Origin of the sequence: Paraburkholderia madseniana (assembly GCF_009690905.1) — a bacterium.
Lineage (GTDB): Bacteria > Pseudomonadota > Gammaproteobacteria > Burkholderiales > Burkholderiaceae > Paraburkholderia > Paraburkholderia madseniana.
On sequence record NZ_VOSW01000096.1, the window covers coordinates 1 to 14,863 of the forward strand.

14 protein-coding genes and 2 pseudogenes are annotated in these 14,863 nt (G+C 62.3%); 15 read left to right on the plus strand and 1 reads right to left on the minus strand.

From position 1 onward, the window contains the following. The 8 genes and pseudogenes from FSO04_RS35490 to ldcA form a co-directional block, all read left to right on the plus strand. A pseudogene (locus tag FSO04_RS35490) lies at positions 1-197 on the plus strand (electron transfer flavoprotein subunit beta/FixA family protein); the annotation flags it as partial. A gap of 17 nt (positions 198-214) precedes the next feature. Continuing rightward, positions 215-1,162: an electron transfer flavoprotein subunit alpha/FixB family protein gene (locus FSO04_RS35495; RefSeq protein ID WP_154566185.1), complete on the plus strand. Its 948-nt coding sequence runs from the start codon at positions 215-217 to the stop codon at positions 1,160-1,162. Between the two features lie 14 nt (positions 1,163-1,176). Next, positions 1,177-2,967, plus strand: coding sequence for an acyl-CoA dehydrogenase C-terminal domain-containing protein (locus FSO04_RS35500; protein WP_154566186.1), 1,791 nt, complete (start codon positions 1,177-1,179; stop codon positions 2,965-2,967). A 140-nt stretch (positions 2,968-3,107) separates the two neighbouring features. Further along, positions 3,108-3,809: an OmpW/AlkL family protein gene (locus tag FSO04_RS35505; RefSeq protein ID WP_233465083.1), complete on the plus strand. Its 702-nt coding sequence runs from the start codon at positions 3,108-3,110 to the stop codon at positions 3,807-3,809. A 438-nt stretch (positions 3,810-4,247) separates the two neighbouring features. Then, complete coding sequence (locus tag FSO04_RS35510) at positions 4,248-4,847, plus strand: 2'-5' RNA ligase family protein (protein WP_154566188.1); 600 nt, start codon at positions 4,248-4,250, stop codon at positions 4,845-4,847. A gap of 584 nt (positions 4,848-5,431) precedes the next feature. Continuing rightward, a complete protein-coding gene (locus tag FSO04_RS35515) occupies positions 5,432-5,833 on the plus strand; it encodes a DnaJ family domain-containing protein (RefSeq protein ID WP_154566189.1) in 402 nt (133 codons plus the stop codon). A 158-nt stretch (positions 5,834-5,991) separates the two neighbouring features. Beyond that, a pseudogene (gene tadA / locus FSO04_RS35520) lies at positions 5,992-6,573 on the plus strand (tRNA adenosine(34) deaminase TadA); the annotation flags it as partial. Between the two features lie 162 nt (positions 6,574-6,735). Next, a complete protein-coding gene (gene ldcA / locus FSO04_RS35525; RefSeq protein WP_154566190.1) occupies positions 6,736-7,662 on the plus strand; it encodes a muramoyltetrapeptide carboxypeptidase in 927 nt (308 codons plus the stop codon). A gap of 66 nt (positions 7,663-7,728) precedes the next feature. Here ldcA and FSO04_RS35530 read toward each other — a convergent pair whose 3' ends face one another. Next, positions 7,729-7,932, minus strand: coding sequence for a hypothetical protein (locus tag FSO04_RS35530; protein ID WP_154566191.1), 204 nt, complete (start codon positions 7,930-7,932; stop codon positions 7,729-7,731). Between the two features lie 45 nt (positions 7,933-7,977). Here FSO04_RS35530 and FSO04_RS35535 point away from each other — a divergent pair, with 45 nt between their 5' ends. From FSO04_RS35535 to FSO04_RS35565, 7 genes are all read left to right on the plus strand, one after another. Continuing rightward, positions 7,978-8,718: a GntR family transcriptional regulator gene (locus tag FSO04_RS35535; RefSeq protein ID WP_154566192.1), complete on the plus strand. Its 741-nt coding sequence runs from the start codon at positions 7,978-7,980 to the stop codon at positions 8,716-8,718. Between the two features lie 336 nt (positions 8,719-9,054). Then, positions 9,055-10,536: an NCS1 family nucleobase:cation symporter-1 gene (locus FSO04_RS35540; protein WP_154566193.1), complete on the plus strand. Its 1,482-nt coding sequence runs from the start codon at positions 9,055-9,057 to the stop codon at positions 10,534-10,536. Positions 10,537-10,560: 24 nt separating this feature from the next. Next, positions 10,561-11,427 carry an aspartate/glutamate racemase family protein gene (locus tag FSO04_RS35545; protein WP_154566194.1) on the plus strand — a complete coding sequence of 289 codons (867 nt, stop codon included), beginning with the start codon at positions 10,561-10,563 and terminating at the stop codon, positions 11,425-11,427. A 253-nt stretch (positions 11,428-11,680) separates the two neighbouring features. Further along, on the plus strand, positions 11,681-12,631 hold the full coding sequence (puuE, locus tag FSO04_RS35550; protein ID WP_154566195.1) for an allantoinase PuuE: 951 nt from the start codon (positions 11,681-11,683) through the stop codon (positions 12,629-12,631). Continuing rightward, positions 12,628-13,149: a 2-oxo-4-hydroxy-4-carboxy-5-ureidoimidazoline decarboxylase gene (uraD, locus tag FSO04_RS35555; RefSeq protein ID WP_106351861.1), complete on the plus strand. Its 522-nt coding sequence runs from the start codon at positions 12,628-12,630 to the stop codon at positions 13,147-13,149. Before puuE ends, uraD begins: the two co-directional genes overlap by 4 nt. Before the next feature lie 73 nt (positions 13,150-13,222). After that, entirely contained in the window at positions 13,223-14,236 is a 1,014-nt protein-coding gene (gene alc / locus FSO04_RS35560; RefSeq protein WP_063495873.1) for an allantoicase, read from the plus strand. Next, on the plus strand, positions 14,233-14,745 hold the full coding sequence (locus FSO04_RS35565) for an ureidoglycolate lyase (protein WP_154566196.1): 513 nt from the start codon (positions 14,233-14,235) through the stop codon (positions 14,743-14,745). The genes alc and FSO04_RS35565 overlap by 4 nt, the downstream gene beginning before the upstream one ends. Positions 14,746-14,863: the final 118 nt, after the last annotated feature.

The following is a 14,863-nucleotide window of genomic DNA, read 5'->3' on the forward strand; positions in this document are numbered from 1 at the left end:
ACGCCACGCTGCCCAACATCATGAAGGCGAAGAAGAAGCCGCTCGATGTGGTGACGCCGGACGCGCTCGGTGTCGACGTCAAGCCGCGGCTCACCACGCTCGGGCTCGCGGAGCCCGCCAAACGCGAGGCAGGCATTCGCGTCGCCGATGCAGCCGAACTGATCGACAAGCTGCATAACGTCGCCCACGTCATCTAACACACAAGGGGAGAAAAATGCCCGTACTCGTTATTGCTGAGCACGACAATCAGGCGCTCAAGACAGCGACCCTGAATGCCGTTACCGCCGCCGCCCGACTCGGCGACGACATTCATGTTCTCGTGGCCGGCTCGCAAAGCGCGGCAGTCGCCGAACAGGCGGCCCGCATTGCCGGCGTCACCCGAGTTCGTTTCGCCGACGCCGCGCATTACGGCCATGCGCTGGCCGAGAATCTGGCGGCGCTCGTCGTGAAGATCGCCGCTGACTATAGCCACGTGATCGCACCTGCTACCACGACCGCGAAGAACGTGATGCCGCGCGTGGCCGCGTTGCTCGACGTGGCCCAGATCTCCGAGATCATTGCCGTCGAATCCGCCGATACGTTCGTACGCCCCATCTATGCGGGCAACGTGCTGGCAAAGGTGCGAAGCGCCGACCCGATCAAGGTGATTACCGTTCGCACGACGGCCTTCGCGGCCGCGCCCGCCGAAGGGGGCACAGCCGCAATCGACGCGTTGGAGCCCGCCGCTGACGTGCAAGGCTCGCGCTTCGTGAGTCATCAGCTCACGCGTTCGGAACGCCCGGAGCTGACGTCCGCGCAACGCGTGATCTCCGGCGGCCGCGGCATGGGCTCCGGCGAAAACTTCGCGTTGATCGATGACATTGCCAACAAGCTCAACGCGGCGGTCGGAGCGTCGCGCGCCGCGGTCGATGCCGGCTTCGCGCCCAACGATTATCAGGTGGGTCAGACCGGCAAGGTCATCGCCCCGCAGTTGTATATCGCGGTCGGCATCTCCGGCGCGATCCAGCATCTGGCCGGGATGAAGGACTCGAAGGTGATCGTCGCGATCAATAAGGACGAGGAGGCGCCGATTTTTCAGGTCGCCGATTACTGGATCGTGGGCGACCTCTTCAAGGTGTTGCCGGAGTTGTCCCGCGAACTGGACAAATTACAACAGGCTTAATGCGGGAGCACATGATGAGCACTTATATTGTGCCGTTGCGCGACATGCGTTTCGTGATGACGGAACTGGCGAATCTCGGCGAGTTGTCTTCGCTGCCGGGCTACGAGGAGGCGACGCCGGAACTTGCCGAGGCGGTACTCGAGGAGGCCGCAAGACTCGCGACTGAAGTGCTTGCGCCGCTCAACAATCCGGGTGACGAACAGGGCGCGCGGCTGACGCCTGATGGCGTGGTGGCTGCCGACGGTTTCTCAGCTGCCTACGGGCAGTTCGTTGCCGGCGGTTGGAGCGGCCTGAGCGGCGACCCCGAGTTCGGTGGCCAGGGGCTGCCCGAACTCCTGCAGGCAGCGACCGTGGAGATGTGGAACTCGTCCAACATGGCGTTCGCGCTGTGTCCGCTGTTGACCGCCGGCGCCACCGAGGCGTTGCGGCAGCATGGTTCCGATGAGTTGAAAGCACGCTATCTGCCGAAGATGGTCAGCGGCGAGTGGACCGGCACGATGAACCTGACCGAGCCGCAAGCCGGGTCGGACCTCGCGGCCGTGCGCACCAAGGCCGTACCTGACGGGAATCACTATCGCCTCTCCGGCCAGAAGATCTTCATCACGTGGGGCGATCACGACATGACGGATAACGTGATTCACCTCGTGCTGGCGCGCACGCCCGACGCACCAGAAGGTGTGCGCGGCATCTCGCTGTTCCTCGTGCCGAAATTCCTCCTCAACGCCGATGGATCGCCGGGCTCGCGCAACGACGTGCACTGCGTGTCCCTCGAACACAAACTCGGCATTCACGCGAGTCCGACCTGCGTGATGAGCTTTGGCGATCAGGGCGGGGCGATTGGCTATCTGGTGGGGCAGGAGAACAAAGGCCTCGCGCATATGTTCACGATGATGAACGAGGCGCGTCAGAAGGTGGGTATCCAGGGACTCGCGATCGCGGAACGCGCTTATCAGCAGGCCCGTGAATACGCGAAGGAACGCGTCCAGGGACGGCTCGCATCGAGCAAATCAGGTGGCGCCGTGGCCATCATCCATCACCCGGATGTGCGGCGCATGTTGATGACGATGAAGTCCCAGATCGAAGCGATGCGTGCCTTCGCGTACGTGATGGCCGCGGACATGGACCGCGCGCACCGTGACCCGGACGCCGGTGAGCGCGCACGTCGTCAGGTGCGTGTCGATCTTCTGATCCCCGTGTTGAAGGCGTGGTGCACGGAGTTGGGCGTCGAGATCGCGTCGACGGGCGTGCAGGTGCACGGCGGGATGGGTTACATCGAAGAGACGGGCGCATGCCAGTTCCTGCGCGACGCACGGATCGCGCCGATCTACGAGGGCACCACAGGCATTCAGGCGGCGGACCTTGCCGGTCGCAAGCTCGCGTCAGATCAGGGCGCGGGGATGGCCGATCTTGTTGCGGAGATACGTGAGGCCGCGCTGGAGCTCACGCGCAGCACGGATACGCAAGTGGCCTCCGTGGGCGCGGCACTCGCGGCCGGTGTGCAGGCGCTTGAAGATGCCACCGCCTGGATGCTGCAAGCATTGGCGACTCAGCCCGATGCCGCGCTTGCCAGTTCCGTCGACTATCTGATGCTCACCGGCTACGTGTGCGGCGGCTGGCAGATGGGGCGCGCAGCGCTCGTTGCGTCAGTGAAAATCGCAGCGAACGAGGATCCGGACTTTCATCACACCAAGCTCGTCACTGCGCGCTTCTACGCCGACAAGATCTTGCCCAAAGCGAATGCGCTTCTGGAAGCGATCCGCAGCGGGGCATCGGGCGGGTCGAGCCTCCCAATCGAGCAGTTCTGAGCGGCGATGCAAGAGGTGCTGCAAGAACAGGCGTCGATACAAAATTATTGATATGTAATGCCAAATAAAGTGGAGGGGATATGTTTAAAAAAATTGCGTGCCTTGCGTTAATACCAGGCGCGATATGTACCAGTAGCGCAATGGCGCAGAGCGCAGGCAGTCTCATAACCAGCGCGGGTGGAGTTTGGCTCGACTTTGCCCCGTCTTCCGCAACATCGTTGCAGAGCAGTTCGGCTTTGGGCACATTCACGTCAACGGGCACGGGTGGTCAGATACATAACACGTTCACCCTGGAGCTCTCGAACACTTATTTTGTGACGGACAATATTGCCGTTGACCTGGCGGCGGGCATACCACCCAAGCTCCAGCTCTTTGCGCAGGGCAAGGCCGCACCATTCGGTGCTGGCGGGCCATCGCTCAATCTGGGGAATCTGCAGCCGCTCGCTACCACCCGGTCATGGTCACCGATTCTGTTCCTGAAGTATTTCTTCTTCGACGCACAGGCGAAGCTGCGCCCGTTCGTCGGTGTCGGCGTGAACTATACCTGGTTCTCGCATACCAATCTCAATTCAAGATTTGGGGGAGCGTTGCAGCAGATTGCAGGGCCGGGTGGACAGGTGACGGCATCGCTCAGTCCGTCATGGAATCCCGCGTTCGTCGCGGGCGCGTCTTACAACATCAGCAAGAACTGGTACGCGACTGCGTCGGTGACCTATCTGTCTCTCAAGACAAATGCGACGGTCAATGCCGTGGCTGCCAACGGTCAGACGGTGTTGTCCAACAAGACGCACATCACGGCGGATCCGGTGATCGTCTTTCTTGGACTTGGATACCGGTTTTAGCTGGCGGACGTTCCAGTTGCGGCTGCCCTGCGCGGTTCTCGGGACGAGCGCGCACAGGTGAGCTTTGCCAGCGGCGGTTTCGTTTCCGGCCGAGCCGGCGTCCGGGATGATTTGAAGGCACGGAAGAGGGCGCTGCGGCGCCTTTTTTTCGTGTGCCGGGCATGCTCAAAAGCCAGGGCATTTCGCTGCGTCGGCCAGTACTTCCTGCGTTTTGAGCGATTCCACGTTGTCATCGATACTGTATGAATGTACAGTATCGTGCGTGGACGGCCAGTGGGCGCAAGTCCATTGGGCGTGAACAGGCGCGGGGACATGGGGTGTGCCGAACCTCGTCTCGCCCCGCCTCATCGAGTCATGAAAATTTTCAGATGCGTGGCCAAGCCCGCATCGATGCGAGGAGATTCTTCGAAATGTCTGCGTCACCCATTCAGGCGCGCCATGCCTGAGCAACTCTGGCTGCCGGGGCTCGAGGCGCCACCTGTGCCGACAGACGGCCTGTTCTTCGCCGTCGTTCCAGATGCGCGCACGGCGGCGGGCATCTCGAAGCTGGCGCAGCAGCTCTGCTCAGAGACGCGCTCGAAGAGCAAACCTCTCGCGGCCAACCGCTTGCACGTCACGTTGCTGCACCTCGGGAATTTCGCGGGCGGCTTGCCGCCGGCGCGCGTCGATGCAGCCATGAACGCGGCCGCGTCGGTCAGCATGGAGCCTTTTAGCGTCGAGTTCGACAGTGCGCTCAGTTTTGCGGTGAAGCCGCGGCCGGGGCCGCTGGTGTTGGGTGGAGGCGAGGGCGTCGTTGGACTCCGCGCGCTTCACGATACGCTTGGACTGGCATTGCAGAACGCTGGATTTGAGGATCGTGCGGTCTCGCCGACTACGCCGTACGTCCCGCACGTGACCCTCGCTTACGGCATGCCCTGGATCGCAACTCGTCCTGTCGAAGCCGTCAGTTGGAACGTGCGGGAGTTTGCGCTGGTGCACAGCCTGCTCGGCCGCACCCGGCATGTCGTTCTGGCGCGTTGGTCATTGGCGGCTGGGTGAATGTGCGGGTTCGCGTCGGCCGTAGGGAGGCGGATGCGTTGCGGCGCAGGGGTGGGACGTTCATGATGAATCGCGAAGGCGTAGCGCCGGACTAGAACCGCACGCCGGTTGCGCAGCCGCCGGCAAAGCCGCCGCCGCTTCCACCCGCACCTCCGCAAAACACGCCGCAGCCTGATAGCGCGACCGACATGGCAATGGCCATCATTGTCGCGCGCAGATATCGTTTGCAAGCGCGCTTTCGAAGCCGCGCCGTCAATGCGCCAAGGCGCGGATCGCCGCGTGCGGCGCAAGCTGGAGGTGCTGTGTCGAAGTGGTGGTCGGTGATTCCGGATCGCATAACGTAAGTGGACTCCATGAATGGGGCAATGGCAGGGCCGAGTGGCCGTTTTCGCGGTGCATGCCGAAAGATATTCGTAAGTTTTTCCGGTGCGAAGCAGCGGCGCCGGCAACCCTCCACCCTAATTCACGCCATGCGCCCCTCAAATACGCAGAATCTGAAAACCAGGGGGATTCGTCGGTCAGACAGCCCGAATCGTCGCGCGCTCCCTGATAGAATGCTTGGGCCGCAACGTAGTGGACTGCAGATGAAATTGCTTGATGCGTTAGTCGAACAGCGTATTGCCGCCGCAGCCGCGCGCGGTGAGTTCGATGATTTGCCGGGCGCGGGCGCGCCGCTGCCTCTCGAGGACGATGCACTGGTTCCGGAGGAAGTGCGCGTCGCCAACCGGATTTTGAAGAATGCGGGCTTCGTGCCGCCGGCTGTCGAGCAGTTGCGCGCCTTGCGCGACCTGCAGGCGGAGCTGAACGCCGTGAGCGACCGGAGCACCCGCTGCCGTCTCCAGGCGCGCATGCTGGCGCTCGATATGGCGCTTGAATCGCTGCGCGGCGGCCCGCTGGTCCTGCCGCGCGAGTACTGCCGCCGTATTGCCGAGCGGCTGTCGGAGCGCGTCGGCAACCTCAATATGGCCGATGCGGGTTCGCAGTGAGCGAGCCGCTTGTCCGCTCCACCTCGGCAGGTCCGGGGTCTGTCGAGTCCGGCGAATCGGCTGAGGCGGCAACACTGCCGGCTGGCCAGACCGGGTCCGTTGATCCCGATGCTCCAGCGTCCGCGGCGAGTGATCCAACGCCAGCAGCGGCCGCCACAATGCTGATCGATACCCCAACACCTGACGAATCACCCGCAGCGGAATCACCCACAGCGCCTGTGTCGGAGCGTGATCGTCGCTTTATGGCGCTCGCCCAGGCCGCTGCCGAAGAGGCCCGCGCAGCCGGCGAAGTGCCGGTTGGCGCGGTGCTCGTGCGGGGCGACGAAGTCATCGCCAAAGGATTCAACCATCCGATCGGGGCGCACGACCCGTCGGCACATGCGGAAATGATCGCCTTGCGCGCAGCCGCGCAAGCTGTCGAAAACTATCGTCTGCCGGGCTGCGAGCTCTATGTGACGCTGGAACCTTGCCTGATGTGCGCCGGTGCGATCATGCACGCGCGTATCGCACGCGTCGTGTTCGGGGCGCGCGATCCGAAAACCGGAGCGTGCGGCAGTGTCGTCGACGCATTCGCGAATCCGCAGTTGAACCACCACACCACGGTGACTGGCGGCGTGCTCGAAACCGAATGCGGTGCCGCGCTGAAATCGTTCTTTGCCGAGCGGCGGCGCGCTAGCCGGGAAGCACGCGCGGCGGCACGGGGCGAAGCGCACGCCGTTGCAAGCGGCGAAGCACATCCTGGCGCGCACGTCGAAGTGCGCACCGAAACGCACACCACAGCACGCAGCGAAGCACACGCTGAAGTCCATCTCGGCGCAGGCATCGAAGCGCACGCCGAAGCACGCAACGAACCGGGGCCGGCTGAGCCGCTCTAAAACAACAACGTCCAACAGGTCTTGCCAATGACCGTCCATCGCACCATTGAGTTGATCGCGCCGTCCGGGTATCCGCATGATTCCGAGGTGTTGCATCGCGCGTTGCACCGCTTGCATGCGCAGGGGCATCGCGTCGAAGGTGTGGAGGCGACAAGGCGCCGTTACCTGCGCTTCGCCGGCACCGACGGCGAGCGTGCAGCCGATCTGAACCGGCTGGCGGACCCCTCGCGTGCGTTGCCCGACATCGTGCTGACCGTGCGTGGCGGCTACGGCGCAATGCGCATTCTGCACGGGCTCGACTACGAAGGGCTGCAACGGCGGTTGACCGGTCAGCCGGTCGCGCTGGTGGGGCATAGCGATTTCACCGCGGTGCAGCTTGCTTTACTGGCACGCGCCGGCGTGAAAACTTTCGGTGGCCCGATGCTGATGAGCGACTTCGGCGCGGAAGATGTGAGCGAGTTCACCATGCAGCACTTCTGGTCCGCGCTGACCCGGCCGACCCTGACGGTGACGAGCAATGTGCCGCAAGCGCAGACTACCGACGTGACGGGCATGTTGTGGGGCGGCAATCTGGCGGTGGTGACATCGCTGATCGGCACGCCGTACATGCCGCCGGTGCAGGGCGGCATTCTGTTCCTCGAAGACGTCAACGAGCAGCCGTTCCGGCTCGAGCGGATGCTTTATCAATTGCACCTCTCGGGCATCCTCGCGCAGCAGCAGGCGCTTGTGCTCGGCGATTTTTCCGGCGGCAACCCGTACGAGTACGACAACGGCTACGATCTGCACGCAATGATCGAGCAGATGCGATCGGTGATCGGGATTCCGGTCATTACCGGTCTGCAATTCGGCCATATTCCCAACATGCTGACGCTGCCGGTCGGCGCTGACGCGCACCTCGTCGCCAACGCGCATGGGTTCAAACTGTCGTTATCGGGCTATCCGACACTTGCCTGAAACGACGTGGGATAGGGAAGCGGGCGTTTGCCCGCTTTCTTTTTGAGTCGCATACGCAACTAACGGTCATCTTTTCAGGGCAACTCGCAACAGAACGGCCCCATGGAGGTCCTTCACTTTGTTGACAAAACCCGTCTCCAATAGACGACCATCCCATACATTAATTAAACTGGTATTGAAGCTGAGTAAGGCCTGCGCTGGCTGTCCGCCAAGCCACAGCATGGTCAGGGCATCCAGATTGTCGAAATTAAAAGCAAAAATTGTTGACAATTTTTATGTCCATCCTATGATGACCAACATACCGAGACGAACATCATGTCCGACACAGATTCCGCCGCCGCCAATAGTTCGAAACCCGAAGCGATCGCCGAGCGCATCCGCGCCGCGATCCTCGAGCATCGGCTAGCGCCTGGCGCCAAGCTGACAGAAGCACAGTTATGCGAAGTATTCGGCGTGAAGCGCGGCCCGATCCGGCAGGCGCTCGCGCAGCTGGCGACCGACCACCTCGTCGACCTCGAACCGAATCGTGGTGCGTTTGTTGCCAGCCCGTCGCTGCAGGAAGTGCATGAAGTGTTCGAAATGCGCCGGATCATCGAACTGGCCGTGGTTGAAAAGATTTGCGGCGGTCATGGCCTGCGCCGTTTGAAGAGCATCGGCAGCATGATCGGCCGTGAACGCAAAGCGTTCGAAACACGTGATTTTCCGGCGTGGATTCGCCTGTCGGGCGAGTTCCATACCGAGTTGGCGGGGCTCACCGGCAACGCGGTGCTGTGCGACTGCCTGAACGGACTAGTGGCGCGCTCCACGCTGATTTCGGCACTGTACGAGTCGCTCGGACGCAGCCCTTGCTCGTTCGAGGACCATGAAGCGATTCTCGCCGCGCTCGACGCCGGCGATGCAAAAGAGGCGGCGGCACTGATGTCGCGCCATTTGCAAAGCGTCGAGTTGAAGATGCTGGAGCGCCCCGCACGTGGCGCGGCCGATCTGCATGAAGTGTTTGGCGCCCTTGGCGGCGCGTCGAAGGAAGCAGCTAGACCCAAGTCCGCGCCAGGCTGAGGCAGGCGGCCGGTGCGCGCCCGTTGCCGGTGCGCGCCGCACTGAATTGAACTGAACCGAATCAGGCGTTGCAAGGCGGCTCTGCGTGAGCGCTGCCGGCTTGCGCACGCGTGGCCGTCACGGGATGACAGCCTTGGAGTAGTAACGCATCGCCGGGAATTCGCGGCGACAGGCGGTGCGATAACCACAAGTACATCAAGTACGGAGACATCCGCGGCACGGTTAATCAATCGGCTCGAACCTCCCGTTTTCCGATCGGGGAGAAGAGGGCCGCTGGCATGGCCGATGCAACGTCCTTCGATTCGCTATCGATGGTCCCTATCCCAAGGAGGAATCATGGCTCAGTTCAGTGCAGCGCCCAGTAGTCCCGCAATTCCCACATACGCAGACGATGGCGCGCCCAGCGATCCGTCGACACCAGCAGGCTACAGCGAGAGGCTGTACAACGAAGATCTGGCGCCGCTGCGTCATCAAACCTGGGGTGCCTACAACATCTTCGCGTTCTGGATGTCGGACGTGCACAGCGTAGGCGGCTATGTGTTCGCGGGCAGTCTGTTCGCGCTTGGGCTGACGAGCTGGCAGGTGCTGATCGCGCTGCTGGTCGGCATTACGATTGTCAACCTGCTCTGCAACCTGATCGCCAAGCCGAGTCAGGCGAACGGCGTGCCTTATCCGGTGGCCTGCCGCGCAACGTTCGGCGTGCTTGGTGCGAATATTCCTGCCGTGATTCGCGGCCTGATCGCGGTCGCATGGTATGGAATTCAAACTTATCTGGCTTCGAGTGCGCTGGTAATCGTGGTGCTGAAGTTCGTCCCGCAACTGTTGCCGTATGCGGACATGCATCACCATGGTTTCATGGGTCTCTCCACCTTGGGCTGGGCCGGTTTCATGTTGCTGTGGGTCCTGCAGGCGCTGGTGTTCTGGCACGGCATGGAGACCATCAAGAAGTTCATCGACTTCGCCGGCCCGGCGGTCTATGTGGTGATGTTCATTCTCGCGGGCTACATGGTGTATCGCGCAGGATGGCGAAACATCGGCATCAACCTGGGCGGTGTCAAATATCACGGCATGGAAGTGGTGCCGGTGATGATCACGGCGACCTCGCTGGTGGTGTCGTACTTCTCCGGACCGATGCTGAATTTCGGCGACTTTTCGCGCTACGCTAAAAGTTTTCGCAGCGTGCGGCGCGGCAACTTCTGGGGCCTGCCGGTCAACTTCCTCGCCTTCTCGCTGGTGACAGTGGTTACAACCGCGGCGACGCTGCCGGTGTTTGGCCAACTGATCACGGACCCGGTCGAAACGGTGGGCCGTATCGACTATCCGACCGCGGTGATTCTCGGTGCGTTGACCTTCACGATTGCAACGATCGGCATCAACATCGTCGCTAACTTTGTGTCGCCGGCCTTCGACTTCTCGAATGTCGCGCCGCGTCTGATCAGTTGGCGTGCGGGCGGCATGCTCGCGGCGGTGGCGTCGATTTTCATCACGCCGTGGAACCTGTTCAACAATCCGGCCGTGATTCACTACACGCTTGACGTACTGGGCAGTTTCATTGGACCGTTGTATGGTGTCCTGATCGTTGATTATTTCCTCGTGAAACGTCAAAAGATCGTACTCGATGATCTTTACTCGGTCTCCCCGAGCGGCTCGTACTGGTACAAAAACGGGGTCAACTACCGCGCGGTGGCTGCATTGTTGCCGGCTGCGGTCATCGCCGTGATCTGCGTGATGGTGCCGACGCTCGACGGGCTGGCCAATTTCTCCTGGTTCATCGGGGCTGCATTGGGTGCAGTGTTTTACCGCGTGCTGGCTCGCTGAGTCAGTGCCGCAACAGGAGTCGCTATGCGCATCAAACTGATCAATCCGAATACGACGCAACGCATGACGGAAGCGATGGGCCGCTGCGCGCGCGATGTCGCCGCGCCCGGCACCGAAGTGATCGCGGTCAATCCGACAATGGGGCCACCATCTATCGAAGGCTATTACGACGAAGCGCTCGCGACACCCGGTTTGCTGGCCGAAGTCATCGCCGGCGAACGTGAGGGCTGCGACGGGTACGTGATCGCCTGCTTTGGCGACCCCGGTTTATACGCGGCGCGCGAGTTGGCGCGCGGTCCGGTGATCGGCATCGCCGAGGCTGCGATGCACGCCGCAAGCGTGCTGGCGCCCGGATTTTCGGTGGTGACCACGCTGGCGCGTACCTGCGGAATGGCGTGGCATCTCGCCGAGCGCTACGGCATGAAGCGCTTCTGCCGCAACGTCCGCGCGACCGATGTCGCTGTGCTCGATCTCGACAAGCCCGGCTCGGCGGCGCGTCGCATCATCCTCGACGAATGCCGGCGCGCGCTGGAGGAGGACGGTTCGGACGCGATCGTGCTCGGTTGCGCCGGCATGGCCGAATTGTGCGCGGAGATCGAAGATGCGCTGGGCGCGCCGGTGATCGAGGGCGTGACGGCGGCGGTCAAATGGACCGAGGCGCTGGTCGCGCTGCGGCTGTCGACAGCCAAGCGGGGCGACTATGCGCGGCCGCTGGCCAAGCGTTACGACGGCGCACTGGAAGCCTTCAGTCCGACCGATGCGGACCCAAATCCGCAGCCGTCGCGCAGTTCGGCCGCAAGCGCCACGGAAAGTGCAAATTCGAGTGGTTTACTGCGGGTAAACACCACGGAACGCCCGGTGGGGCCGGCTTCGCACATACATCCAGTCTGACACGCACTATCTGCCCGGGTGTATGGGCGCACCCGGGTGTTTTCGCTACACTGGTCCCACTCGGCGCTGGTACCTGAATGCTGTTTTGCTGATGCTTCTGGTGCCGCTTTTTCAGGGCTGTTTCCGCCTGCGCCGGCCGGCCTGCTTGCAAGGCAAACGCACACACCCGCATGCAGAACGCACGCAATCCCACGTGCATGTCACGTGAGTGCCGCGCGAATTTTACGGTCCGTCTCCACGCTTTCGTCAAACCATGCCACTCGACTCGAACTATCCACGCGATCTGATCGGCTACGGCCGCCACCCGGTGCAGGCGAACTGGCCGGGTCGAGCGCGCGTCGCGGTGCAATTCGTCCTGAACTACGAAGAGGGCGGTGAGAACTGCGTGCTGCACGGCGATCCGGGCTCGGAACAGTTTCTGTCGGAAATCGTCGGCGCGGCGTCGTATCCATCCCGGCACATGAGCATGGAGTCGATCTACGAATACGGCTCGCGGGCAGGCGTGTGGCGCATCCTGCGCGAATTCGAAAAACGTGGCCTGCCGCTCACGGTGTTCGGCGTCGGCATGGCGATCGAACGGCATCCTGACCTGGGCCGCGCTTTCGTCGAGCTCGGCCATGAGATCGCTTGTCACGGCTATCGCTGGATTCACTATCAGGACGTGTCGCCGGAAAAAGAGGCGGAACACATGCGCCTCGGAATGGAAGCGATCGAACGCATCACCGGCGAGCGCGCGCTCGGCTGGTACACCGGTCGCGACAGTCCCAACACGCATCGTCTGGTCGCCGAATACGGCGGCTTCCTGTACGACTCGGATTACTACGGCGACGATCTGCCGTTCTGGATGGATGTCGAAGTGACGGGCGGAGCCAAGAGCCCGCAATTGATCGTGCCGTACACGCTCGACACGAACGATATGCGCTTTGCAAGCCCGCAAGGCTTCAACACCGCGGACCATTTCTTCACGTACCTGCGCGACGCATTCGACGTGCTGTACGAAGAAGGCGACGAAGCACCGAAGATGCTGTCGATCGGCATGCACTGCCGTCTGCTCGGCCGTCCGGGGCGCTTCCGCGCGCTGCAACGTTTCCTCGACCATATCGAACAGCACGATCGCGTGTGGGTGACGCGGCGCGTCGATATCGCGCGTCACTGGCGCGAACATCACCCTTACCAACAAAACAACCGCGGGGCAGCGGCATGAAGGCGATGCAATACACTCTGGATCAACTCAACAGCACCTCGACCGACGCGTTCGTCGCAGCGCTGTCGGGCATTTTCGAGCACTCGCCGTGGGTCGCGGAAATTGCCGCGCAGCAACGGCCTTTTGCCAGCATCGACGAACTGCACAGCAAGATGTCGAACATCGTCGAGACTGCGGGCGAAGAGAAGCAACTGGCGTTGATCAACGCCCACCCGGAGCTCGCCGGCAAGGCTGCCGTGCGCGGCGAGCTGACGGCCGAATCCACGCGAGAGCAGAGCGGCGCGGGCCTTGCCCAGTGCACGCAGGAAGAATTCGACAGGCTGCTGGCGTTGAACAGCGCCTATCGCGAGAAGTTCGGCTTTCCGTTCATCCTCGCGGTGCGCGGCTACGACCGCCACGGCATCATCGCGAACTTCGAGGCGCGCGTGAACAACAGCCGCGCCGACGAATTGCGCGCGAGCCTCGATCAGATCTACCGCATCGCACGTTTCCGGCTCGACGACCTGATCGACGCGTAAGGCTTCAACTACGCGTCGCGGACCTCGAACCGAAACGTTTTTTCAGTACCAACAAACATTAAGGAAGACAAAGATGGCACTCCCGATTCTCGACCCCAACGCACCGGAATTCACGCGCCGCTATGTGAACCTGGCGGACCCGCGTCTGGGCGCGCAGGCGCTCGAGGCCAGCGACGATTTCTTCGCACCGAAGGAACGCATGCTGAATCCGGAGCCGGCCGTCTTCATTCCGGGCAAGTACGACGACAACGGCAAGTGGATGGACGGCTGGGAAACGCGCCGCAAGCGCGCCAACGGTTACGACTGGTGCGTCGTGAAGCTCGCGCGTCCGGGCGTGATCAAGGGTCTCGACCTCGACACCAGCCACTTCACGGGCAACTTCCCGCCGGCGGCTTCGGTTGAGGCTGCGCGCGTCGTGGACGGCGTGCCGAACCAGTCGACGCAATGGACCGAAATCGTCCCGTCGACCACGCTGCAGGGCAACAGCCACCACTATCACGAAGTCAGCGACGCGAACGCCTACACGCACCTGCGCGTGAACATTTACCCGGACGGCGGTATTGCGCGTCTGCGTGTGTATGGCCAGCCGCAAGTCGACTGGGCAGGCGCAAGCCGCACGGAGCAGTTCGATCTGGCCGCGATGGAAAACGGCGCGTATCTGGTCGCGGCGAACAACCAGCACTTCGGCGCTGCATCGACGATTTTGATGCCGGGCCGCGGCGTGAACATGGGCGACGGCTGGGAAACGCGTCGCCGCCGTGAACCGGGCAACGACTGGGCGATCGTCGCGCTGGCGCAACCGGGCGTGATCAGGAAGATCGAAGTCGATACGGCTCACTTCAAGGGCAATTATCCGGACCGTTGCTCGATCCAGGCCGCGTATGTGACGGGCGGCACGGACAGCTCGCTGATCACGCAAGCCATGTTCTGGCCGGTGCTGCTGGGTGAACAGAAACTGAAGATGGACAACCAGCACTATTTCGAAAGCGAAATCGCTGCGCTGGGTCCTGTCACGCACGTGCGCTTCAACATCATTCCGGACGGCGGCGTGTCGCGTCTGCGTCTGTGGGGCACGCTCGCATCATGAAAACGCTGGCGATCGAACCCTTGACGAAGGAAGCGTTCGCCGCATTCGGCGACGTGGTCGAACTCGAAGGCGCGAAGCAGATTCCGATCAACCTCGGCACCACGATCCGCTATCACGACCTTGCGAAAGTGGACGTGACCGACGAGAACGGCCGCACGCTGGTGAACCTGTTTCGCGGTCAGCCGCGCACGTTGCCGTTCGAAGTGAAGATGCTCGAACGTCATCCGCTGGGCAGCCAGGCCTTCGTGCCGCTGAACGACAAACCGTATCTGGTGGTCGTGGCCCCGGCTGGCGAGCTGGACCCGAAGCAGATTCGCGCGTTCGTGACGAGCGGCTGGCAAGGTGTGAACTATGCGAAGGGCGTCTGGCACCATCCGCTGATCGCATTGGGCGACGTGAGCGACTTTATCGTCGTCGATCGTGGCGGCGACGGGTTGAACCTGAACGAGCAGGATCTGGCCGAGTCGCTCTGGCTGACTGAAGATGCGTTGAGCGCGGTGACCGTTTGAGGTCGTTGCCTTAGCTTGCCTTAGCGTAGTACGTTGAGCAAGCTGGTTATAAAAAAGCCCACAGTGCACGCTGTGGGCTTTTTTTCATATGCGGACTATTTCGCACTGCGGGACGCAA